This is a genomic window from Anabaena sp. WA102, assembly GCF_001277295.1.
Lineage (GTDB): Bacteria > Cyanobacteriota > Cyanobacteriia > Cyanobacteriales > Nostocaceae > Dolichospermum > Dolichospermum heterosporum.
In genome coordinates this window covers 288,766-310,930 of the sequence record NZ_CP011456.1, presented here as the reverse complement: position 1 = coordinate 310,930, position 22,165 = coordinate 288,766, and the positions used below count along the sequence as shown (strand labels likewise).

Annotated in this window: 21 protein-coding genes and 2 pseudogenes; 10 read left to right on the top strand and 13 right to left on the bottom strand. The window is 38.0% G+C overall.

The features are described from left to right. Positions 1-2,145 (bottom strand): DNA phosphorothioation-associated putative methyltransferase, encoded by a 2,145-nt coding sequence (locus AA650_RS01225; RefSeq protein WP_053537648.1) that lies wholly within the window; start codon positions 2,143-2,145, stop codon positions 1-3. 535 nt (positions 2,146-2,680) lie between these two features. Here AA650_RS01225 and AA650_RS01220 point away from each other — a divergent pair. Then, positions 2,681-2,899: a hypothetical protein gene (locus AA650_RS01220; RefSeq protein ID WP_053537647.1), complete on the top strand. Its 219-nt coding sequence runs from the start codon at positions 2,681-2,683 to the stop codon at positions 2,897-2,899. A 17-nt stretch (positions 2,900-2,916) separates the two neighbouring features. Here the strand turns inward: AA650_RS01220 and ribD are convergent, their stop codons facing one another. Continuing rightward, positions 2,917-4,095: a bifunctional diaminohydroxyphosphoribosylaminopyrimidine deaminase/5-amino-6-(5-phosphoribosylamino)uracil reductase RibD gene (gene ribD / locus AA650_RS01215; protein WP_053537646.1), complete on the bottom strand. Its 1,179-nt coding sequence runs from the start codon at positions 4,093-4,095 to the stop codon at positions 2,917-2,919. Positions 4,096-4,100: 5 nt separating this feature from the next. Then, the gene (gene mreD / locus AA650_RS01210; RefSeq protein ID WP_053537645.1) at positions 4,101-4,718 is read right to left on the bottom strand and encodes a rod shape-determining protein MreD; all 618 of its coding nucleotides are present in this window, start codon (positions 4,716-4,718) and stop codon (positions 4,101-4,103) included. Positions 4,719-5,052: 334 nt separating this feature from the next. Here mreD and AA650_RS01205 point away from each other — a divergent pair, with 334 nt between their 5' ends. Continuing rightward, positions 5,053-5,778 (top strand): hypothetical protein, encoded by a 726-nt coding sequence (locus tag AA650_RS01205; RefSeq protein ID WP_053537644.1) that lies wholly within the window; start codon positions 5,053-5,055, stop codon positions 5,776-5,778. Positions 5,779-6,274: 496 nt separating this feature from the next. Here AA650_RS01205 and AA650_RS01200 read toward each other — a convergent pair whose 3' ends face one another. Further along, positions 6,275-7,414 carry a quinone-dependent dihydroorotate dehydrogenase gene (locus AA650_RS01200; protein WP_053537643.1) on the bottom strand — a complete coding sequence of 380 codons (1,140 nt, stop codon included), beginning with the start codon at positions 7,412-7,414 and terminating at the stop codon, positions 6,275-6,277. 182 nt (positions 7,415-7,596) lie between these two features. After that, positions 7,597-8,466, bottom strand: a complete 870-nt coding sequence (locus AA650_RS01195; protein WP_053537642.1) for a class I SAM-dependent methyltransferase — start codon at positions 8,464-8,466, stop codon at positions 7,597-7,599. A 375-nt stretch (positions 8,467-8,841) separates the two neighbouring features. Here AA650_RS01195 and AA650_RS25935 point away from each other — a divergent pair, with 375 nt between their 5' ends. From AA650_RS25935 to AA650_RS01185, 3 genes are all read left to right on the top strand, one after another. After that, positions 8,842-9,003, top strand: a complete 162-nt coding sequence (locus tag AA650_RS25935) for a DUF2256 domain-containing protein (protein WP_071992819.1) — start codon at positions 8,842-8,844, stop codon at positions 9,001-9,003. Positions 9,004-9,055: 52 nt separating this feature from the next. Continuing rightward, positions 9,056-10,003, top strand: a complete 948-nt coding sequence (locus AA650_RS01190) for an isoaspartyl peptidase/L-asparaginase (protein WP_053537641.1) — start codon at positions 9,056-9,058, stop codon at positions 10,001-10,003. A gap of 120 nt (positions 10,004-10,123) precedes the next feature. Then, on the top strand, positions 10,124-11,566 hold the full coding sequence (locus AA650_RS01185) for a RecQ family ATP-dependent DNA helicase (protein ID WP_053537640.1): 1,443 nt from the start codon (positions 10,124-10,126) through the stop codon (positions 11,564-11,566). A gap of 50 nt (positions 11,567-11,616) precedes the next feature. Here the strand turns inward: AA650_RS01185 and AA650_RS01180 are convergent, their stop codons facing one another. The 5 genes from AA650_RS01180 to AA650_RS01160 form a co-directional block, all read right to left on the bottom strand. After that, entirely contained in the window at positions 11,617-13,635 is a 2,019-nt protein-coding gene (locus AA650_RS01180) for a hypothetical protein (RefSeq protein ID WP_053537639.1), read from the bottom strand. 463 nt (positions 13,636-14,098) lie between these two features. Then, positions 14,099-14,587, bottom strand: coding sequence for a hypothetical protein (locus AA650_RS01175; protein ID WP_053537638.1), 489 nt, complete (start codon positions 14,585-14,587; stop codon positions 14,099-14,101). A gap of 84 nt (positions 14,588-14,671) precedes the next feature. After that, the gene (locus AA650_RS01170; RefSeq protein ID WP_039200054.1) at positions 14,672-15,436 is read right to left on the bottom strand and encodes an energy-coupling factor ABC transporter ATP-binding protein; all 765 of its coding nucleotides are present in this window, start codon (positions 15,434-15,436) and stop codon (positions 14,672-14,674) included. A gap of 10 nt (positions 15,437-15,446) precedes the next feature. After that, positions 15,447-16,106, bottom strand: a complete 660-nt coding sequence (locus AA650_RS01165; RefSeq protein WP_053537637.1) for an energy-coupling factor transporter transmembrane component T family protein — start codon at positions 16,104-16,106, stop codon at positions 15,447-15,449. Then, on the bottom strand, positions 16,099-17,022 hold the full coding sequence (locus AA650_RS01160) for an energy-coupling factor ABC transporter permease (RefSeq protein WP_039200050.1): 924 nt from the start codon (positions 17,020-17,022) through the stop codon (positions 16,099-16,101). Before AA650_RS01160 ends, AA650_RS01165 begins: the two co-directional genes overlap by 8 nt. A 714-nt stretch (positions 17,023-17,736) precedes the next feature. Here AA650_RS01160 and AA650_RS01150 point away from each other — a divergent pair. From AA650_RS01150 to AA650_RS01140, 4 genes and pseudogenes are all read left to right on the top strand, one after another. Continuing rightward, positions 17,737-18,018, top strand: a pseudogene (locus tag AA650_RS01150) (element excision factor XisH family protein); the annotation flags it as partial. Positions 18,019-18,155: 137 nt separating this feature from the next. Further along, positions 18,156-18,329, top strand: a complete 174-nt coding sequence (locus tag AA650_RS25930) for an element excision factor XisH family protein (protein ID WP_081424106.1) — start codon at positions 18,156-18,158, stop codon at positions 18,327-18,329. After that, positions 18,317-18,720 (top strand): annotated as a pseudogene (locus tag AA650_RS28540) (XisI protein). The gene AA650_RS25930 and the pseudogene AA650_RS28540 overlap by 13 nt, the downstream one beginning before the upstream one ends. A gap of 69 nt (positions 18,721-18,789) precedes the next feature. Then, the gene (locus AA650_RS01140; RefSeq protein ID WP_053537636.1) at positions 18,790-19,077 is read left to right on the top strand and encodes a type II toxin-antitoxin system ParD family antitoxin; all 288 of its coding nucleotides are present in this window, start codon (positions 18,790-18,792) and stop codon (positions 19,075-19,077) included. A gap of 278 nt (positions 19,078-19,355) precedes the next feature. Here AA650_RS01140 and AA650_RS01135 read toward each other — a convergent pair whose 3' ends face one another. Continuing rightward, on the bottom strand, positions 19,356-19,802 hold the full coding sequence (locus AA650_RS01135; protein ID WP_053537635.1) for an HNH endonuclease: 447 nt from the start codon (positions 19,800-19,802) through the stop codon (positions 19,356-19,358). Further along, the gene (locus AA650_RS01130; RefSeq protein ID WP_027403169.1) at positions 19,772-20,041 is read right to left on the bottom strand and encodes a hypothetical protein; all 270 of its coding nucleotides are present in this window, start codon (positions 20,039-20,041) and stop codon (positions 19,772-19,774) included. The genes AA650_RS01135 and AA650_RS01130 overlap by 31 nt, the downstream gene beginning before the upstream one ends. Positions 20,042-20,188: 147 nt before the next feature. Here AA650_RS01130 and AA650_RS01125 point away from each other — a divergent pair, with 147 nt between their 5' ends. Continuing rightward, positions 20,189-20,764 (top strand): Uma2 family endonuclease, encoded by a 576-nt coding sequence (locus AA650_RS01125; RefSeq protein WP_053537634.1) that lies wholly within the window; start codon positions 20,189-20,191, stop codon positions 20,762-20,764. A 100-nt stretch (positions 20,765-20,864) separates the two neighbouring features. Here the strand turns inward: AA650_RS01125 and AA650_RS01120 are convergent, their stop codons facing one another. After that, a complete protein-coding gene (locus AA650_RS01120) occupies positions 20,865-22,031 on the bottom strand; it encodes a hypothetical protein (protein ID WP_053537633.1) in 1,167 nt (388 codons plus the stop codon). Between the last annotated feature and the right edge of the window lie 134 nt (positions 22,032-22,165).

The following is a 22,165-nucleotide window of genomic DNA, read 5'->3' as shown; positions in this document are numbered from 1 at the left end:
CTATTCCTCCTCTCTGCGCCTCTGCGTCTCTGCGTGAGCAACATTCTTCCTTCTTTGTCGAGTTCTCAAAGCTGCTTTCAGTGCTTTCAACTTATAAGCATCTGCATCTTTAGCCCAAGCTAACCGATAACCATCAATAACAGTACAATTTTCCTTTAGACATTTTTCCCAACCAGAAACATGACTAATACTGTGCCAATTATCTAAAAGACCCCTATCTTCTTCTTGACAAGTGAGTTTCACTAATTTCTCATATTGGGGATAATCGGGAGTAACTAAAGCTTCTATTTGGTGTAAGATTGGTGGGTCATCTTCTTGATCATAATCTTGATAAGTAACGTGCAAATCTCGCAAATCAATTGTCATGACTTTTGATAAAATGGGATGAGGGTTAATATCAAAATCAGGATAAAATAAATAAGATATCTTAGGCGTTTTTAGATGAAATTTAATCACATTGGCTGCTTCTAACCGTCCAATAGTGCGACTAGCGCAACCTTCATAAAGACGTAATAAGGGGTCAACTGCTTGTAATGCAGAAATGTGAACCCAAAGGGAATTAGGTAATTTTTTCCCGACTTTGCTTTCTTGACAACGTTTAATAATTAGTTCCGTATTTCCCAAACTGCGTAACATTTGGTCAGCATCTAAACAGGCTTGCTTATAACTACTATATAAACCCAGGATGTCCTCTTGTACTGCTGGTGCTAATTGTCCTAATCGGGGACGACGGCTAAAATTACACAGTGCTAAATAAACCATTAAATCTTGACGGCGTTTGTCAGCGATCGCTTGCCATTCTTCCGAGTCAGTTGCCTGTATAATGATATTAAACGCCCGGCGTAAACTCCCAAATTCCTGAACAATTGCCGATTCTTGAGGTAATTCTCCCTTAATAGGCATTCTTCCCCGTTCCGTCAGAAAAGTCATCAGCGGTGTCAATAATTCCTGATGTTCCTCAAACCTTTTTACACAAAGACGGATTCTGGGAGTAGTCGCGCGGGAACGGAAGCGAGAAGCACGGAATAACTCAGCTTCAGCTTCATCTCGAAACACAAAATAAACCCCCAAAGCCACAGGAATTGAGTCAACGCCTAATACTTGGTCAATGTAAATTTTTAATTCTTCTTGTTCATAATATTTCTGAAATGTGTTGCGGTTAGTAATGATGCCATCGCCATAAGCAATTACACCCCGCTTAATATCAGATATCAACACTTGGGCGGCTACCAGCAGGACTTTTTGAGTCAGTTCCCAAGCTTGGATTAGGGATTCCCGGCGCTCGCTTTGGTGTTCAATGACATTAATCACAAAACCAATATTCACAATGTCCGCAGCTACTCTAGGCGTATGTGTAGAGTAATAGGGGTCCCAGCCACAACTTGTATAACCCTGTTCAGCAATACGGGTAACATCGCCACCATGTCCACAACCATAATCAAAAAAGGTGGTTTCTGGACTAAATAAGCTCAATTCCAAAGCTAACCGCACAGGACGAGATAAATCAGAGCGAATAATAGCGGCTTTGTGACGGTCTATTTTGGGAACTATATTTGTACTTATGGAACTACTTTCCCGTTTAATTAAGCAATGTCCTTGCACTTCCACCCCAAAAACTTTTAACCGTTGTTCCCAACCCAACTTAGTCCCAATTCCTTTAGGATGATTAAGTAAACCTAAAGCAACTTGAGCGCGAGTTAAAGCTGCAAACTCTTCATAGAGGGGATATTCTGGAGTCACAAAAGTTTCTTTGCGGTGCAGAATCGGGGGGTTTTCCGAATCGCTGTAATCCCGATAACCAACTTCTAGAGTTTCTAAGTCAACCTGAATACTAGCTTGTAAAGCCGGATGAGGATCAGTATCAAAATCAGGATAGAATAGATAGGAAATTTTGGGTTTGTTTGTACTAAACTTGACCAGAGTTGCCAACTGGACTTTAGGTAAGACACTACGGGCGCGGCTTTCATATTCCTGAAGCCAAGGGTCAAGAGTATGTAAAGCTAAAATATGAATGTAAAAGGCATCAGGTAACATTTTGCCAACAGGATTGTTTTGGCAATATTGATTTATGCTATTTATATCAATAGAGTGAAACCTTGAGAGGTTTTCCTCAACTGCATTCTTTATGTTGTCAGGTTGAACCATTACTTTGTCATCTTGTAAAAATATAGATAACCTGGTTACATTTACCTTAGTACAAAAAATCTGAAATTGGAAGTTAATAAACTTTGAAACCAAGAGAATGTTTGAAAAGTTTTTAATGTATAAACAAAATAAACCCCTCTCCAAACCTCTCCCCGCAGCGGGGAGAGGCTTTGAAACCCCCTTCCCTTGTAGGGAAGGTGGGCAGGGGGGTTAGGTTTTTGGAGATTATCGGTTTCATCTAATACTTTTCAAACAACCTCTAAAGTAAAAACAGTTCAAACCATTGTTTATCAATTTTTTTGTCAAAATAGTAAAACACAACAAAAAATAACGTTCATTGATGACAAATTGTAGTCTTAGTTAAGTAAAATTAAGTTAATTCATATAACTTGACATTTCTTAATTTTCAGCAAAACATTTGGTCATTTATTAAATTTTTAATAATAGTTATATCTAGTTGTAGATTTATGCAGTCAGTTAATATGAGAATTGTGTAATCTGAAAAGAACTAAACTAATGATTAAATAGAGGTCTAATGACTCCAACTATCATGCGTCAGCTTTGGTCAATCGTTGAAGCCACCCACACAGTAACACTCTTACAGCTTGATGATGCTAGTTTGGTGCAGTGGTTGGTTAAACAAATAACTAATCAAGCTTTTTTAGATCCTCATGAAATTGATTTCTTGTGTGATTACATCCAATCTCGGCTGAGTCTGATTCGTGATTTAGCTTATGAACGCCAACAGTCATAGTCAAGTGGCTGTGCTGTTTATTTAAGTTTCGATGGTAAATAACCTTCTACTAAGCAATCATTACCGACAATCCGCCAAGTTACCCGCTCCAACGGTAACGCCTCAGTCATACTAGTTAAACCCAAGTCTCCCACAGGTGTAGGAGCATGATCTCCACCAATAATTTTGGGGGCGATAAATGCCATGATTTTTTGGACAGCGCCTTGAGCGATCGCACTAGCTGCTAAAATACCACCACATTCCCATAGCACGCTACAAAAACCGCGCTCATATAAATAACCCATGACTATTTCTGGAGTGAGAGAGCTAAATTCCAGCACCTCCACGCCTTTTGACCGCAGCATTTTTTGAAAAGCTTGTGAACTGCCAACTTCCGTTACAACCAAAGTTGGAGCTTCCTGAGTATCCCATAGGCAAGCCTGTTCTGGTAAATTCAGACTACGACTCATCACAACTCGTAGAGGATTATGAGCCGCAACTTGATGGCTAGTCAAGTAAGGATTATCTTTTCTCACTGTATTCCCACCAACAATCACCGCATCACAAGCCCCTCGTAATTGATACACCTCAGTGCGAGCATCTTGATTTGTTACCCAAGAACTATGACCAGCAGTAGTGGCAATTTTACCATCTAAAGTCATAGCATATTTCAAAATACCTAAAGGTCGTTGATAGAGAATGCGATGAATAAAACCTTCATTTAAACGCCGACAAGCCGCTTCCTCTACTCCAACTACAACTTCAATCCCCGCAGCCCTTAACCGTGCAATCCCGCTACCTGCTACCAAGGGATTAGGATCAACCATTCCTACCACCACCTTAGACACACCAGCATTGATTAATCCTTCTGAACAGGGAGGAGTCCGTCCATAGTGATTACAAGGCTCAAGACTCACATAAATAGTGCTTAAGTGCGCCCGTTCTCCCGCTGCTCTAAGGGCAAAAACCTCGGCGTGTGGTTCACCAGCACGAGGATGAAACCCTTCCCCCACAATCTCCCCATTTTGGACAACCACTGCCCCCACCAAGGGATTTGGTGAAGTGTATCCCAACGCAATGCGAGCTAATTCTACGCACCGTAACATCATCCGCGAATCAAAGTCATTACCTACTAATTCCGGGACTACAGGCTGTGCAAATTGATGGTTTTCAGATAAGGGTGTAGATGCTGGAGAGACTCCTGGAAAATTATCCATTTGACTTAAGAATTACGAATTAATTTCATCTGCTGCCACCAGCGATTAAGAGGATAATAAACCACAGGCGCCCACAAACTACTAAGAATTGCCGAAGCTAAGGTTGCACGCTGGTAATATGTCCAAATACTGGCGGCATGACGATTTCCTTCCCAAGATAACTGGAAAGCAAAAATAGTGCCTGCCACCACAGCCATCACAAATACAATTAAAGCAATAGAAATAAAGTCTTCTTGAATAAACCGCTGTTTTTGCATTAGGGCTGTTAACATTCCCACGATTCCCAAACCCAAAGCATGAGTGGGATTTGGCGATGTCATTGCATCTTGCAATAGTCCTAAAATGATTCCTGACAGCAGACCAGAAAATACTGAGCGATTAACACTCCAAGCCACTACCCAAATTAGTAGCCAGTTAGGACCAATGCCTAATAATTCCATCCCAGGAAGACGAGTTGGCAACATTATTAAGCATAACATTACAGTTAAAAATATTACCATCCAATCCATAAATTGATGCCACCAAGGATGCCAAAGTGCTAATGGGGGAATCAAAAAATAGGATTTTCCTCTAGTTGAAGTTGATTTTTTATCTCTGTTACTGGTAAATCCAGGTATCTTCATCTTTTTATGATTAGTGATTGGTTATTATATAGCAGGGAACAGGGAACAGAGTGGAAAGTCCTTTGGTGTATGGTTTTTTAGGTAAATTCTGTATCTTATTCAAGTGCATACCGCTATGTCATCGCTTAATTTTAATCTTTCTCAACCTAATCTGACTACAGATTAATTTCTCAAAAGCTGGGAAAATATACTTATAAAATTAGTTACTTTTTCATATATCAGTAGCTTTTGCCGAATAATTAGCGACAATTTTGCCAAAAGATACAAACAAATGTCCAAATTTTTGCCAAGATAGAGATATTATTTTGTAAAAATTCACTTGGCAAAAATCAGTATGAGTGAAAAAACCATAGAAAGCCCTGGCAAAAGTTTTCTCGTTCTAATTTTGCCGATATCGTTTTTGATTATTTTCTTGGTCAATACCTGGAAAGTTTTACTGGTAATTTTGGGGCTGTTAATGGTTTTCAACCTTTGGCAGCAATCTAGATGGGAAAAGTGGTGCAACCAAGTTAACCCACTCTTTTATGAATTGGTTGAGGAAAATCATGGCAAAATTACACCCACGGACTTGGCAATCAAGGGTAATTTTTCGGCAGAGGCGGCAAAACGCTATTTAGATGGCAAAGCTAAGGAATTTGGTGCTAGTGTACTAGATTCAGAAAATGAGGAGGATCAATCGTACTACTTTATTAATGCCAGTATTCTTGGTGATATTATTGATAGTAGTGAATTGGTAGAAAAACTTCCCGATCAACCAGTTACTAAAATTGCCCGTTCGTTTTTAGCTCCACCTTCACCTATTTCCCTGGAGGGAGAAGCGCAATCTGAATCCTTATCTGTTCCTACCCATGAGGAAGTGAGAAAACCACTAGAAGAACAGTTAGTTTTTGGTTCGCTGATTCAATCTGAATTAGCTAAACGGCTAAATGTCTATTCCAGTACGGTTTACAAGCGACGCAATGACCCAGATTTTGCTGAGTGGTGTCGTAGCCGTGATCCTGATGGTATTGCTTGGTCCTATTCTCGTAGGTCTAAGGAGTTTTTCCCAATTCAGGAATAGGCAACAGGAAAAAGAATTTTTTTTAGCTTGGGGGGTGTTTGAAAAGTCATGGTTGCTGGATTTTTACCCCACCCTAACCCTCCCCTTAGAGGTTGTTTGAAAAGTATTAGATGAAACCGATAATCTCCAAAACCTAACCCCCCTGCCCCCTTCCCTACGTTAGCGCAGCGTGCCGAAGGCTGGGAAGGGGGGTTTCAAAGCCTCTCCCCGCTTCGGGGAGAGGTTTGGAGAGGGGTTTGTTTATTAAAAACTTTTCAAACATCCCCTTATAAAGGCTACGGTGTACACACAAGTTATCGAATCACCATTATTCCTCAAATTACCCCTCCCTAACCCTCCCCGATGCTTTGGGGAGGGAACTAATTTTTCCGGTTTTCCCCCAAAGCATGGGAACTAATTTTTCCGGTTTCTCCCCAAAGCATCGGGGGGACTAGGGGGGGTAACAATGTGATGAAAATTATGGGATACCACTTTTAAAACATCCTCTAAAATCGAATTACCTATTACCCATTCCTATCGCTTGACTGATGGATGTTAAGCCGTTTTCTTCTAGTTTGGTTAATAAACCGGCGAGGATGCGGCGTACCATTATTGGTCCTTCATAAATCCAGCCTGTATAGGTTTGAATAAGACAAGCACCGGCTGTGATTTTTTCCCAAGCATCCTCGGCGGTAAATATGCCACCTACGCCAATGATGGGCATTTGTCCCTGGGTTTGTTGGTAAATAAAGCGAATTACTTCTGTGGAGCGATCGCTCACTGGTTTACCGCTAATTCCTCCCGCTTCTTCTTGGGGAGATTTGCCAGTTTTTTTAATGATTTGGGTTTTGAGTCCTTCCCGGCTAATAGTGGTGTTAGTGGCGATTAACCCAGCCATTTGGTAAGCTTGAGCCAGAACAATAATGTCAGATATTGCTTCCCATTCTAAATCGGGGGCTATTTTCACAAATATGGGTTTTTTCGCGGTGTTTTCCTGTTGTAATCCGTCCAATATTTGACTGAGCATGGCAGCATCTTGGAGCGATCGCAATCCCGGAGTATTGGGAGAGGAAACATTAACTACAAAATAATCACCCAAATCCTTGAGTAACCGAAAACTCTCTAGATAATCCTGGGCTGCTAATTCCAAAGGTGTGATCTTGGATTTACCCAAATTTATACCTATAGGTATGGGTATTGGATAATTCGACTTTTCTTTAACCTCATTCAGTCTTGCAGCCATAGCGACAGCACCAGCATTATTAAAACCCATCCGATTAAGTGCTGCTTGATCTAAAGGTAAACGAAACAACCGAGGGGGCGGATTTCCCGGTTGGGGGTGATAAGTCACAGTACCCAATTCAGCAAAACCAAACCCAAAATTATGCCAGATATTAGCGCCAACGCCGTCTTTGTCAAATCCAGCCGCCAAACCCAAAGGATTGGGAAATTTCATTCCCAGTATAGTTTGTTCTAGTCGTGGATCATTTAAACACAGATATTGCTGAAGGAGGTTATTCAACCAATTGGTATAAGGATAATAACTGGCTTTCGACAGCCAATTTAGACTACCGATGGTTTGTTTGTGCAACCACTCCGGTTCGGTTTTCACCAGAGTAAATAGGAAATGACCAACTAATGATTTATAAAGATCCAATTTATGTTATGAGTCAGTTAACGTAGAATTATATTCATATTATAGCTTTACGTGAATCTGAGAATTTTAAAAAATGTTTTGCTTCTTTCAATTCTGATTTCGTAGATGTAATTTATAAAACTGGTAATTTGCAAAATCCCAACTGAGAAGATTTTTTTAAGTCTAAATTTTCCAGTTTAATTTCACTTTTTATAACCGATTACTGCAAGATTACCAGCGGGAATAGAAACGGGTAAGTAGCCGATTTTTGTCTTCTTCAGAAAAGAAAGACAGAAGCGCTTGAGTTTTAAAGGAAGTGGGAATAATTTTACCCAGTAATGTAAAGGATAACGATTAAAGATAACTTTAGTTGTTATCGTTGTAAAACCATTCATTTTTAAAAGATATCTAGCACTTTTTTCCGAGAACAATTGTAAATGTTCAATATCAAAAATGGGAGATCTCATTCTTAAAATTTTAGCTGAGAGAGCGCGATGATTATGACAGATAAAAAAGACAGCCCCACCTTTTTTGATAAGAGTATAAGCATCTTGACACATTTGTTTAGGGTCATACAAATGTTCTAAAGTTTGAAAACAAGTAATAAGACTAAAAGTTCCCGCTTGAAAATCCTCAACTCTGAAAAGACCATGCTTAATTAATGGTTGTATTTCCTCCTTAGCAGCTAGAATAGGTGCTTGGAAAGGTTCTGGTTCTACTCCAATAACAGAAGTAAACCCTGTACGAAGCAATTCCTCTAAAAATGCTCCATCCCCTGTGCCAATATCAATCGCACCATCTAAATTAGGAATATGTTGCATAATTTCGGGTAGAAAACTGGCATAAGTACGACTCGCATAATGAGCTTCTTCCGAACTATCAAAAGCAGCTTCATGGTAGGCGGTTGCTAATTCACTTAATTCAGGAATTGGACTGGCATACAGTACATCACAAGTTGGACAAGATATCAGTCTGTAGTGCATATATTCAAGCAGTTTACGACAAGCAGAGGCAAAACCGTCTAATTGATTAAGATCACAGTCAGCCTCAGCAAAGACTTTAGGGACTTCCAAATAAAAATACGTCCCAAAACTAACGCAAAAACTCTCTCTATTTCTTCTCTCTCTGTGTTCTCTGTGCCTCTGTGGTTCTTTTGTTCATTTATTGGGATAATTTTTTTCTTGGAAGTTCCTTAGACTGATCCTTTGAACCGCAAACTGGACAAGAACGATTAACTATTTTCATTTTTATTTTCTCCTTTTCAGAAATTTCAGACTTGAAATTCTGTTTTCTGCAAATTATCGTAGAATCTGGGAAAACCTATGTAATTAATTTTGCTTGGTTAATTGTAGACAGCACAAGTATTAAAAAATCCTTGTCATCCGTCTTTAGATGTATTTTTTGATAGATGATGTTTTTCGTGTTTATTGTTACGTTATTGTTACGTTATGCGTCCTACTTGTTCTAAATCTGATTTACCGGAAAAAATCTGTGTAGTATGTCAACGTCCGTTTACTTGGCGGAAAAAATGGCAAGATTGTTGGGATGAAGTGAAATATTGTTCAGAACGTTGCCGTCGTCGTCGTTCTCAGGCTAAAAATGAGAGTTAGACCAACCAATAAATATATGGGCGCAGGCCCTGCGCCCCTACGAAGAAAATAAATGATTTTACAAATGCAACCTAAATTAATTATTCATGGTGGCGCTGGTAGTTCTCTCCAAGGTAAGGGGGGATTAATAGCAGTCCGCAACTCTCTGTCTCAGATTGTTGCGGAAGTTTATGCTCTTTTGCTGACGGGTGCAAGTGCGACTGAGGCTGTAGTTCGGGGTTGTCAGATGTTGGAAGATGAACCCCGCTTTAATGCTGGTACTGGTTCTGTCCTCCAATCTGATGGACAAATCCGCATGAGTGCTTCCATTATGGATGGGACAACAGGGCGCTTTAGTGGTGTGATTAATGTGTCACGGGTGAAGAATCCGATTGAAATGGCGCTGTTTTTACAAGATGCTGATGATCGGGTTTTATCCGATTATGGTGCGGCTGAGTTGGCGCGGGAGTTACAACTGCCTATTTATAATGGTTTAACTGATTTGCGCTTGAAAGAGTGGACTCTAGAACGCCAGGATAACTTTAAAAGAACCATGGCTGGGGTAGTAGCAGAACCAGAAATGGCAGAAAGTGCTGGTAGGGGAACTATTGGTGTTGTGGCTTTAGATGGCTATGGTAAATTAGCTGCTGGTACTTCTACTGGAGGTAAAGGCTTTGAACGCATTGGGCGAGTTAGTGATTCAGCTATGCCAGCGGGTAATTATGCGACTAGTCAGGCGGCGGTGAGTTGTACGGGGATTGGGGAAGATATTATTGATGAGTGTTTAGCGGCTAAGGTTGTGGTGCGCGTTACTGATGGAATGTCACTACAGGAGGCTATGCAGCGATCATTTACAGAAGCAAAGAAGAATAATCGGGATTTTGGAGCGATCGCTCTTGATGCCACTGGTGCGATATCCTATGGTAAAACCTGTGAAGTATTACTGGCTGCTTACCATAATGGGGAAAACATTGGTGATACTTTGGAATGGAATGATCAAGAACTAATTGGTAATTGGTAATTGGTAATTGGTGATTGGTGATTGGTGATTGGTGATTGGTGATTGGTGATTGGGAAGAGTAAAGATGAATATTTATCTTGATTTTCCCTTTATTATTCTTTTCGCTTTTGTTTTAGGAAAATGAATCTCCCTGTAACACAATCTTGGCAAGATGTTCGCGCAGCATTAAAGGCAATTTGGGGATATGACGATTTTCGTCCTCCTCAAAAAGAAATTGTTAACTGTTTAATATCACAAAAAGATGCTCTAATTATTATGCCCACTGGTGGGGGAAAGTCAATTTGTTTTCAACTTCCCGCCCTCCTAAAAACAGGATTGACTTTAATAGTTTCTCCTTTGGTGGCACTAATGGAAAACCAAGTTGCGGAATTACGGCAACTATCACAAAAAGCAGCACTTTTACACAGTGAATTAACTGCATCTCAACGCAATGCAACCTTGCAAGCTTTGGAAAAACAGCAATTAAGATTATTGTATTTATCACCAGAAACATTACTCAGTCCAGCAGTATGGCAAAAGTTATGTAATCCCCAACTCCAAATTAATGGTTTAATTCTGGATGAAGCCCATTGTTTAGTGCAGTGGGGTGATACTTTTCGTCCGGCTTATCGGCGTTTAGGGGCTGTGCGTGAAGCTTTGCTAAAATCAAAACCACCAGGAACAAAAATTAGTATAGCAGCTTTTACGGCAACGGCTGATCCTTTAGCCCAAAAGATTATTTCTACAGTTTTAAAATTAGACAAACCTGAGATTTTTCGGATTAATCCCTATCGGGAAAATTTAAATCCTATTGTCCGAATTGCTTGGACTCCTAAAGGGAGAAAACAACAATTATTAAAGTTTATTCAAAAACGACCAAATCAAGTTGGTTTAATTTATGTACGGACTCGAAGAGATAGTGAAAATTTAACGGAATGGTTAACAGAAAATGGTTATCAAACTGCTAGTTATCATGCAGGATTGAGTCCAACGGAACGCCGCAATATTGAAGCTAGTTGGTTAGGTGGAAAAATCCCATTTGTTGTGTGTACTTGTGCTTTTGGGATGGGGATAAATAAATCGGATGTGCGCTGGGTGGTTCACTTTCATGCGCCACATTTATTATCTGAATATGTGCAAGAAATAGGAAGGGCAGGAAGAGATGGCAAACCTGCTGATGTTTTAACTTTGGTAAGTGAACCGACGGGATTTTTAGATGCTGAGGATAAGCAAAGACAGAAGTTTTTTGAGTCACAAATGAAATTGCAACAACAAAAAGCTCAACAATTAGCCAAACAATTACCACTCCAAGGAGAAATAAATACTGTAATTAAAGAATTTCCGAATAGTGCTGTGGCACTTTCTCTTCTGCATAGTAATGGACAATTGGCATGGCTTGATCCTTTTCATTATTCTATGTCTTTGCAGTCAGGAAATCCAGAAAAAACACAATTACAAGCTACTAAACAAATGAGTGAATATCTCACTAATAAAAGGTGTCGTTGGCAATTTTTATTAAATGCCTTTGGCTTTGAAACACCAACTGCTAATTGGCGTTGTGGACATTGTGATAATTGTGATTAAATCAAGAAACACAATCTGGAAAGCTAATTATTGCGATATTTCCATATTAATTATATGCCTAATTTTTTAAATAAAATATTATTTCTTTGTTTTGCATCTTTAACAAGTTTGTTAAATGATAATACTTCAATATAGGTTTTTAATCCAGGGTTAAAACCAAAAAAACCTTGAAGGTCTGGTGTTGGAGTCAGAGAAGAATTAACAGCAAAAGTTTGTATTTCTTCTGTTAAGTCACAAATAATATAGGCATAGAAAGGTGTATCTTCACGAAGGGATATTAATCTACCATCTTTATTCTTGTGTTTTCCTGATCTAACCTGGCGTATATAAGAATAAACTTGAGCAATAGGATCTTCTGATGCAGAATATCCCTCTCTCATTGGGCGTTTAAATTCTATTACTACAACGGAAGAATAAGGCTGTTCTTCATCTGGTACAAAAGCAATAGGATGGTTGAAAACTAAAAGGTCTGGTCTATCATTACTTTCTGAATCTAAATTTTCTAGTCTTTTTAAGGATTGATCAGAGGAAAGATACTCATGATAAGACAATCTTTCATCTATTATCCAGAGATTTTGTTTTTCAAAAACATTGATTTCATCAGAAGATGTCCTCATTGGAAAAATTATTTCATGTATATCTTTTTCAAGACTATATCTTCCATCTGAATCAACAATTAGGTTTTTTTCAAACAGACTGATTATGATTTTTCTATGAATAACATATCTTGCTAACTTAGACATCCCTAGATCATTATACTGTTCAAGAAAATCATAATATTCTTTGCTATATTCAGGAAATCTCTCAAAGTGTTCTAGAGGAGTTCTCAATATTTTTACTCCCGTTTCTTTCAGGGATAGTTCATAGCTCGACATTATTTTATGAAGTTCTATTTCTAGCTTTTCTGGAGGGAGTCCAGGTTTTATAGACTCTAATTTATCTGTAGCATATTTTAGTAACGGACGATATTCTACAGCTTCTTCTATAATGTATTTTTGGATTTCTTTCTGTTTCTCTTCCTGTAATCCTTGTAAAAATGGAGAAAGATTATTAGATATTACAGAAATTAATTCATTTTGTATTTCTTTATAAGCAATAAGTCCAATGTCTTCTGTAAAACCCTCATGATTATGAATTAGGTTAAAATTAGTTCTTTCTTGATTAACATATTGATCTAAACAGTCACTAGAAACAAAAGCCAGATAGGTAAAAAGCCTTCCTTCTCTGTCACGAATTTTTCTTTTTTCAATTAAATTAGGAATATAGTTGTGTAAATTTTCAGAAATAACGGTTCTATGATTAGCGCAATAAAAAAGTTTATGGCTTGAATCGGATGAGTTGTAATATTTAATTCCTTTAAGATTAAAAGTATATTCTTTTATTTTAATTACATCATTATCCGAGAATGATTCTAAATTTTGATTAAAGTATGTATTAATGTTGAATTCTTTTTTTCCATCAATTACTCTAATTTTGGGTGGTGTTTCTAAAATAAAGTATGAAATACAGTGTTCTAGAATTTGCTTGCCTATAGTTTCACATTTTTGAGGGCATTTTCCTTTATATGGGTTTAAGAAATTTTTAAGTTCAACTTTTGTATAAAATTCTTGTTCATTATTTAGTTCTATTTTCTGCTTAGAAGTTTCTTGAACTCCTTTGCAAAAAAGGCTAAATTCTATATTACGTTTGTAAAAATTATTTTCTTCTTCAAAAACACTTTCAATCAGTATTTCTGTAAAAGCTTTAAGCCATAAAAATCTACCAACTCCTTTTGAGCCTCTGCTTTTTTTATATGTACTATCTGAAGTACAAAAAGACATATAGTTAATATAGTTAAATCCTACTCCGTTATCTACAACAACAAAACCTTGTATTGGAGATAAATTTCCATCTTCTATGAGTTCTGTTTGATTACCTTCCCTTAAAAGAATAATGTCAATATATCCATTATTGATTTTTGAATCCTCAATAGAATGAATTGAGTTTACTACACACTCAAACAATGGCAATAAACATTTATTCTCAGCTAAAGGGGTGTTGTTAATTCTACCTTCTAAACTTATGTCCATGACTTAATGGGTTTAGTTATTTACGTATCCGTTACATTTTACTATACTATATACAAATTTATTTATGTGTTCAGATATTTAAATTAACTTAGCATTTCTTTTTAAATTCTCATTTTCGATCTAGCTTGCCACGCTTTTACTTCAACAGTAAGTAGGTGAACACAATAAAACCAAACTGTGTAAAGAAATGTAAAATCGCCCAAACCCTTTTCACTCTTGCCTCTTGCCTCTTGCCTCTTGCCTTTTGCCTTGCCATAACGACAATTTTCAACGCTCACCTACTTAAGTGCCTAAATATTACACAAAAACACACTACAATGTATTAATGCTTTTCGTAATGCGAATAAATTCGTCCTTATCTTTGTGGATGATTAATTTGTACAGTCTGTAGGTCTTAGCAAGATTAAAAACTAAAAAAGGAAGAGTAAAGGATATAACTCTTACAATTTTTAATTTTTAATTCTCAATTTTTAATTGATTCTGCTTGGCTACAATATTTATTTAATTGAACACCTAGAGTATCTGATTCTTTCCCGGCAGTTTTGGCGGCTGTTGTTAGTGCGGAATCAATTTCTTTTCTGGCTTTTTCAATTTTTGCTCTACCATCTGATGATGCCTCTGCTTTTTTAGCTTCTCCAAGTGCTTGAGAAGCTTTGGCTATGGCTTCACTAAGATGATCAAAGATTTTGATAAATTTGGTTTCAAATTCTTGCAGTTTGGGATCTTTTAAATTTAATTCCTGAATAGACTTAGTAACATTTTTCAAGTCTTTGGATAGTTGCAAGCTAGTTGATACTTGCTGACCTTTTTTTATATCAATCAGTGCTGTACCCTGATTGACAACTGTAACTAATCGCTGACATTGGGAGATTTTAGTCTCGCTGCAACTAGTAATTAACAAAGCAATGCTCAGGCTAACAGGAGCAATAACTGAATGACGGGAAAACAACATTAAAATCCCAAGAGCAATAAAATCCCCTAAATATTAAGCCAATTGATTATTAATTCGCAATTACGAATTTCTGTGTTGAGCAGTTTACCAATCTAATGGCAATCCTAATTTATCTAAGGTTTTGCCATCTTGCAACAGTGTTTGAATGTCGCTGTCTATTTGGATTTTACCCGTAGATAGGACTAAAGCCCGTTGAGTTACTCTTCCTAGCCAATTGAGATCATGGGAAGCTATTAACATCACTTGTACGGGCAATTTTAATAACACGTGAGCTAAATGTCGTCGCCATGCTGGGTCTAGTCCGTTGGTGGGTTCGTCTAAGATGAGAATGGCTGGATCTAGGGCTAAAATTGCTGCTAAGGCGGCTAAACGTCTTTGTCCTCCAGAAAGTTCATGGGCGGAACGGTGGGCGTAAGCTTCTAATCCGAAGTCGGCTAATAGTTGATGGGCTTTATCTTTTGCAGCTATGGGTGAAACACCATAGTTAAGGGGTCCGAAAGTAACGTCTTCCAGAATTGTAGGCATAAATAATTGGTCGTTAGCATCTTGAAAGCTAAAACCAATTTGTTGGCGTATTTGAGGTAAGGTGGTTGGCAATAGGGGGATGCCGTTAATCCAGATTCTGCCACTTTGGGGATGTTTTAAGCCGATGAGGTTTTCTAATAAGGTGCTTTTTCCTGAGCCTGTAGCCCCCATTAAGGCGATGCGATCGCCTGTTTGTAAGCTAAAAGAAATTTCTTGTAATACGGGTTGCTGGTGCGAATAGGCATATACCAGATTTTGGACTTCAACGACATTGGTATGCGGTTGAGAGAGGGAAATTTGGGGATTAGAAGTTAAGGATGTCAAGATTCACCACTCAAATAACAGTAAGGTAGGAACTTAGGGTTAAACAAGTAGCTGTCACCCCAGCTATTAACAAGATAAAACGTTCTTTCGATTTGAGGGGGGAATCTATCGGTAATTGTCCATTATATCCACGAGCTACCATAGCAGCATAAACTCTTTCCGCTCTGTCGAGGGTGCGAAGATACAACGCCCCAATCATGGAAGCACTGGCATAACGCAGCCATCCTGCTGCACCATTTAAACCACGTAATTGGGCGCTGCGCTGCATTTGCGTTACTTCTGAAAGTAAGATTTCCAAGTATTGTGCGGCTAAGATCAGGTTTTCTTTTAATGGGGCAGCTATTGGTAAGCTTTTGAGGGCGATACCCAAACTGTGGGGGGGTAAGGTTAATAAAAAACTATTCATGGTAATTAAACAAATTAGGGAACGCACAAGTAAAAAACTGGCTTTTTCCCATCCCAAAGGCAAAGCCATCAATGATAGAAAAATTAATTCTGCACCAAGTAAACCGCTTAATTTACGAATGGGTACTTGTAATAGGCCAACCCATAAAAGGGCGATCGCCCCATATACTAGTAAATTAGACCAAGTATGATGTTTTAAAAACGCTGCGCCAATTACAATAATGAGGGATAATTGCAAGCGTAATGGCAAGGAAATTTTAAGCATTCTTAGGTTTCATAACTTTAGCAATTCCAAAAGCCACAGTGAAGCAAGCTGTAGAACCTACCAAACCGGCAATACTTGTGCCGATTTGCCCTAAACCTTTAATCTCATAGTCAGCCAAAGGTGTTGGTACTACCACTCTGACTTGTTCAGCTAAGTTGATAAAACCCACGTTTTCTGCTACTTTTTCCAAACCATCTGGCCAAGCAGAAGCAAATAGAGACAACACACCCGAAATCAGCAAAATACTGACAACGGGAACTAACCAGCCTCTAACTTTGTGTTCTTCACCTGGTAACAAATCTGGACGGGCTGTGGCTAAATAGGTTAATACACCCCCGGTAATTAATCCTTCTCCAATACCAATCAAAATATGTACACCTGCCATGGTGGGTAAAACTATGCTGGCTGGCGCTGTTCCAGAAAGGGCTAATTCAATAGCACAAGCTACTGCGGCGACAACTACGCTAACTGCGGCCGCTATGCCGGCTGCTAGGGGTAAACGCCTTTGAGAACCGCCCAATAGTCTTTGTAAGGTTTGGGTTAATCCCCACGCTACCCACACGCCGACTATTCCCATATTGAAAATATTTGCACCTAAAGCCGTAATTCCACCATCAGCAAATAACACGGCTTGAATAATTAAAACTGTGGCAATACATAACATTCCCGCCCAAGGACTACCTAAAATAATTGCCGCTAAAGCCCCTCCTAATAAGTGGCCGCTAGTTCCTCCCGCTACGGGAAAATTAATCATTTGGGCGGCGAAAATAAAGGCTGTGGTTAAGCCGAGAATGGGGGCGCGACGAATGCCAAAGGCTGTTTGCGATCGCTCAAAAGCTACAAATAAGGCGGCTGTACTGGCTAAACTGGTGGCTGCGGCTACTGGTACAGAAACAAATCCGTCGGGTATGTGCATGAAAATTCCTATTTCTTTTATGTGGTTTTTTGCAGTGCTAAAAGCAATATAACGACTAACAAAATTAATAGCAAACTAAAATTTATCTGTTCTGACAATAGCCTATTGGTAGATATTTTGGGATTTTATTTAGGATAATTTTTCAATAAAAAATACGTCAAATTATATATTTATTTTTTGAATTGTTAACATTTATAAATCTTTATGACATATTTTCATAATTGTTCATGATTATGAATTTATTAATTTTCTGGAGGATGCCAACCAGCAAGTACCCAATAACTGCGAACTTCTAAAACATCTGCATCATCACTTAAATGCAAAGCTTTAACAGTAGCTCTCCCAGTTGGTGTTTTACCCACAATTTGCAATCCATCTTTTGTCCAGGAAAAATGCTCAGACTAAATTTGAGTACGCGGGTTAAATAATTTAACTATTTCACCTGTTTCTGAATCAATATTTGTTATTTTATCGCTTTTATATCTATTACAAATAGGACAAGCTAACCATAAATTCGATTCATCATTAAGTAGGTGAGCGTTGAAAATTGTCGTTATGGCAAGGCAAAAGGCAAGAGGCAAGAGTGAAGAAGGTTTGGGCGATTTTACATTTCTTTACACAGTTTGGTTTTATTGTGTTCACCTACTTATTGTAACGCTAAAATGTTAATATACAAGTAACTTAGTAAAACCAAGTTATAATGGAATTAACACCGTGCCAGCTAAAGATGCTTTTCATAACATTGTCAAAACAGCACTAGAAAAAGAGGGCTGGTTTATTAGTCATGATCCTTATCCATTGCAAGCGGGAACATTAGAATTACATATTGATTTAGGAGCAGAGAAAGTTATTGCAGCCGAAAAAGAAGGACAAAAAATAGCTATAGAAATCAAAAGTTTTCTTAATCCTTCAAAAATCACGGAACTTTATGCTGCATTAGGACAATTTATAATTTATCGTCTTGCTTTACAAGAACAAGAACCAGAACGAATTTTAGAGGGTGTTTGAAAAGTTATGGTTGATGTATCAAATATTTTTTACCCCACCCTAACCCTCCCCTTGTAAAGGGGAGGGAACTGGATTTTTATTGTTTCCCCCCTTTACAAGGGGGGACTAAGGGGGGTAGCAATGTGATGAAAATTACGGAATACCACTTTTCAAACATCCTCTTATATTTAGCAGTTCCTATTACTGTTTACAATGAATTTTTTATCTTGCCTTTTATTCAATCAGTTATTAAAACAAATCAACTTTGTTTAGTAGTTTATAATATTGAACAGGAGGTAATATCACAATGGCAAAATTAGAAGAATATCAGCAATATATTCAGAATTTACTCAAACAACACGCTAGTATGGTTTGGGATAAACGCATTCAAGCACAAACGATTTTTGATATTGAAAATAACCATTATCAATTAATTTAAACCCCGTCTAAGTTGAAACCTATAGTTTTTCTATGGCGAAAACCCAAGTTTTCAAGATGGATGGAGTATATGTGGGTTGGCGTGATCAAAATCGTATTTATGGACCTGTTTTACATCTAGACATTATTGATGATAAAATTTGGATTCAGCAGGATGGTACAGAGGTAGGAATTGCCAATGAATTAGTTGAATTAGGTGTACCGAAAGAAGATATTGTTTTAGGTTTTCAATTGCCTTCCGTCCGCAAATATACAGATTTTGCTGTTAGTTAATTAAATCTCAATTATTAACATAATCTATGTTAATATACAAGCAACCTAGTGAAACCTAAGTTCAAAACTATGACCAATATTAATATTTCTGTACCTGAATCACTGAAAAGTTTTATTGATTACGAAATTGTTGAAGGTGGTTATAGTTCAGCGAGTGAATATTTACAACAGTTAATTATTGAAGAAGCACAACGAAAAAGTAAAGCAAGTTTAGAGGAGTTTTTGATAACTCAGGAAGAATTTGAAAAGACTTTAGATGAATTAGCTGATGATTTTGTAGCTTCTGTTGGTGCAAATGCGCCTATTCTATCAGATTATGCTGTTAGCCGTGAGAGTATTTATGAGGATCATTATTAAAAATGGAATATTTAGTAGATACGAATATTTTATTACGTCTTGTGCAGCGTAATGATCCATGTACAGTGTAAATAGCAATACCTGCGGTCGGCTTCTATATCCGGCGTTGCTGAATTGGCGTATGATTTTTGGAGGTAGAGACGTTCCATGGAACGTCTCTACAAGAGTCTTGAACGTATGCAAAATTATTTTCATCCCTAAAATCAGCAACGCCTATAAATCTTTCCTCTTGTCATCTTTCCTGTTCCGTCAGAGTCAACATCCAAGGAAATTGATTTTTATTCTTGACGTGGATCTAATAGTGGTGGATGCCAACCTGCTTCTACCCAAAAATGCCGAGCAACTTGAATAGAAGGCTCATCACGTCGTTTATCATTGAAATCAAAGCGATCGCTAGTAGCTCTTCCTGTAGGCGTTCTACCTACAATTTTTATACCATCTTTTGTCCAGATAAAATGCTCTGACCATTCTTGCTGACGAGGGTTAAATAAAGCAACTTTCTCTTGAGTTTTAGGATCAGTAGCTACTATAAAATTATAATGACGCTCATTACAGCGATGACAAGCCAAAGCTAAATTATCCAATTCATCTGAACCCCCCAAAGACTGGGGCATAATATGGTCAATGGTAAAACGGTCGGGACTCAGGTATTCAGGAGAGTGGCAATATTCACATAAGAATTTAGCTCGTTTTCTTATAAGTCGTCGAGTTGGTTCGGACACCATTTACTTTTAGCCGCTAGTTGAGCATTAATTAAGGTAAATATTCGCTGTAACTCCGATATACCTACATATTCCGCTTCCTCTTCAGAAGTCAGTTTATCAGATTTTTTCTTTGCTAATAGTTCTTCAAAACGTATCTGTAGTTCCTCGGTAAATTTAAATAGATAAATATTACCAAATTCACTCATCTTCATACCAGAAGATATTAAAGACGAAGGTTGAACCATTAATTGAGTAGCCATTGTATGTTCACAGTGTCTTTATTTCTATTATCTCATAAAAAATCCTGTAAATCCTGAAATCCTGGATATCCTGATATGGCTTGCGCCACGCTACGCTATCAGACAAATAATCATATAATAGTGAATAAATATTTACCTTAATTAACTATGCAAACCACAGAATCTCCCTTACAATTGCGGCTGTGGACTGTTGATGAATACCACAGAATGGCTGAAGCAGGAATATTTGAACCAAGTGAACGGGTAGAATTATTAGAAGGGAAAATAATTTTGATGGTTGCTAAAGGAACAGCCCACCGTTCAGCAGTGGGAAGAACATATAAGTTGTTGGAAAATAGAATTGGTCATAAAGCTTGCATAGCTATTCAAGACCCTGTAAAATTAAATGAAAGGTCTGAACCAGAACCAGATATTGCTGTGGTGAAAATAGATCCGCTAGACTATGCAGATCATCATCCTACCCCAACAGAAATTTATTTAATTATCGAAGTTGCAGATAGCAGTTTAAAACTAGATACAGAAATCAAAGCTAAAGCTTATTCTCAAGCAGGAATTAAGGATTATTGGGTATTAGATGTAGTGAAACGCGAATTAATTGTATTTAGAAATCCTACAACAGAAGGTTATCAAAATCGAGAAATTATCACAGAACATCAAAACATATCTCCTTTAGATTTTCCTGATTTAGAAATTGTAGTTTCCCAGATGCTACCTCTTGTCTAAATAAGGATTTAAGGATTTACAGGATATTATAGCGGTATGTCACTCAACAGATAACCGCTATAGTTAAATTTAACTATTAATTCAACTCTTTTATATCTACTTAATTTCCCCTAACTGGCAATTCTTTCCGATGCTGAATTAACAACCCAATCGCCATACCCATACCCACAATAGCCGTAAAATAAAATAACCCAATCAACCGAATATACATTGGTGGTGCAATTCCCTCAACTTCCACAGATTGCGCTACCTTCACCGCTGGAAATTGACGTTGAGATTCAGCTAAAGAAATAGCTTCTACCTCTACCTTATGAGGTGAACCATCAAAAAATTGTTCTTGCCATATTAACCTCCCTTCTGAATTAGGAAATCCCTGATAAGCAAATACAGTTAAATTATCTTCCAATGCGATCGCTTTTACTCGCAATCCGACATCCTTAATAGCTGCCCCTGTCGTGCTATCCTTGACCTCAACCGCTAAATTTGCCAATCTCCCCACAGTCGCCAGTTTATCCCCTGTAATCCTCACTTCCATGCCCTGAGATTGGCTAATTGATGGGGCAATCTTCTCATTTTTGGGAGAATGTGCATCACCATGAGCCTCCGCAACTTCCGCCGTGATATTAATAAATAATAGCGTCACAATTGCCACTACAGTTAATGCACTTAACAACAACCGGACAGACTGCGGTGCAATTTCCCCCTCTTTGATTTCCTCTTGTCCACCAATTACCCAACCGCCTAACAATCCTAATGATAATAAAATCGCTGCAAGCACAACAAAATATTTATATTTAACAGGATTTTCTCTCACATTCAAATTCAAAGTTTGCTGATAACTAGCAAAAGCATTAGCAACTAAAGGAGAAACATTAACTTGAATTTGATAATTACCCCGAATTGGTAACATTTGCTCAAATTCTAATTTACCATTCGGTGCAGCCGCCTCCAGTTCTAATAATTCTGTTCCCTCAACAATTGGAAAATCTGTAGTTAAGAAAGGATTGCGGGGAGGTGTGGAAATCTGCAATTTAATTAAGGCATTTGTTAACAGTTTTCCGCCAGCATCAACAGCTTGTAATTTGAAAGTCACCGGAGATTGTTTCCTATCTGTACCAGCTTCAAAAGGCAGAATTTTTTCTAAAGGTGGATTTGTCGAAAGTAAAACTTGAGATTGGGACGTTTGAGAAACTCCCACCAAAGAATATAAAATTGATAAACAAATACAAGCAGAACTAACAACAGCAAACAGACGATATTTTCTCATAGGAAATTAGAATTTAACTGGGCGTTGCTGAACTGAGGTATGAAATTGAAAAATCAAAAAATGAAACTCTTACTCTCTGCGACTGGAGCGCCTCTGCGTGTTCGCGCAGCGTGCCGTAGGCATAATAAAATCAT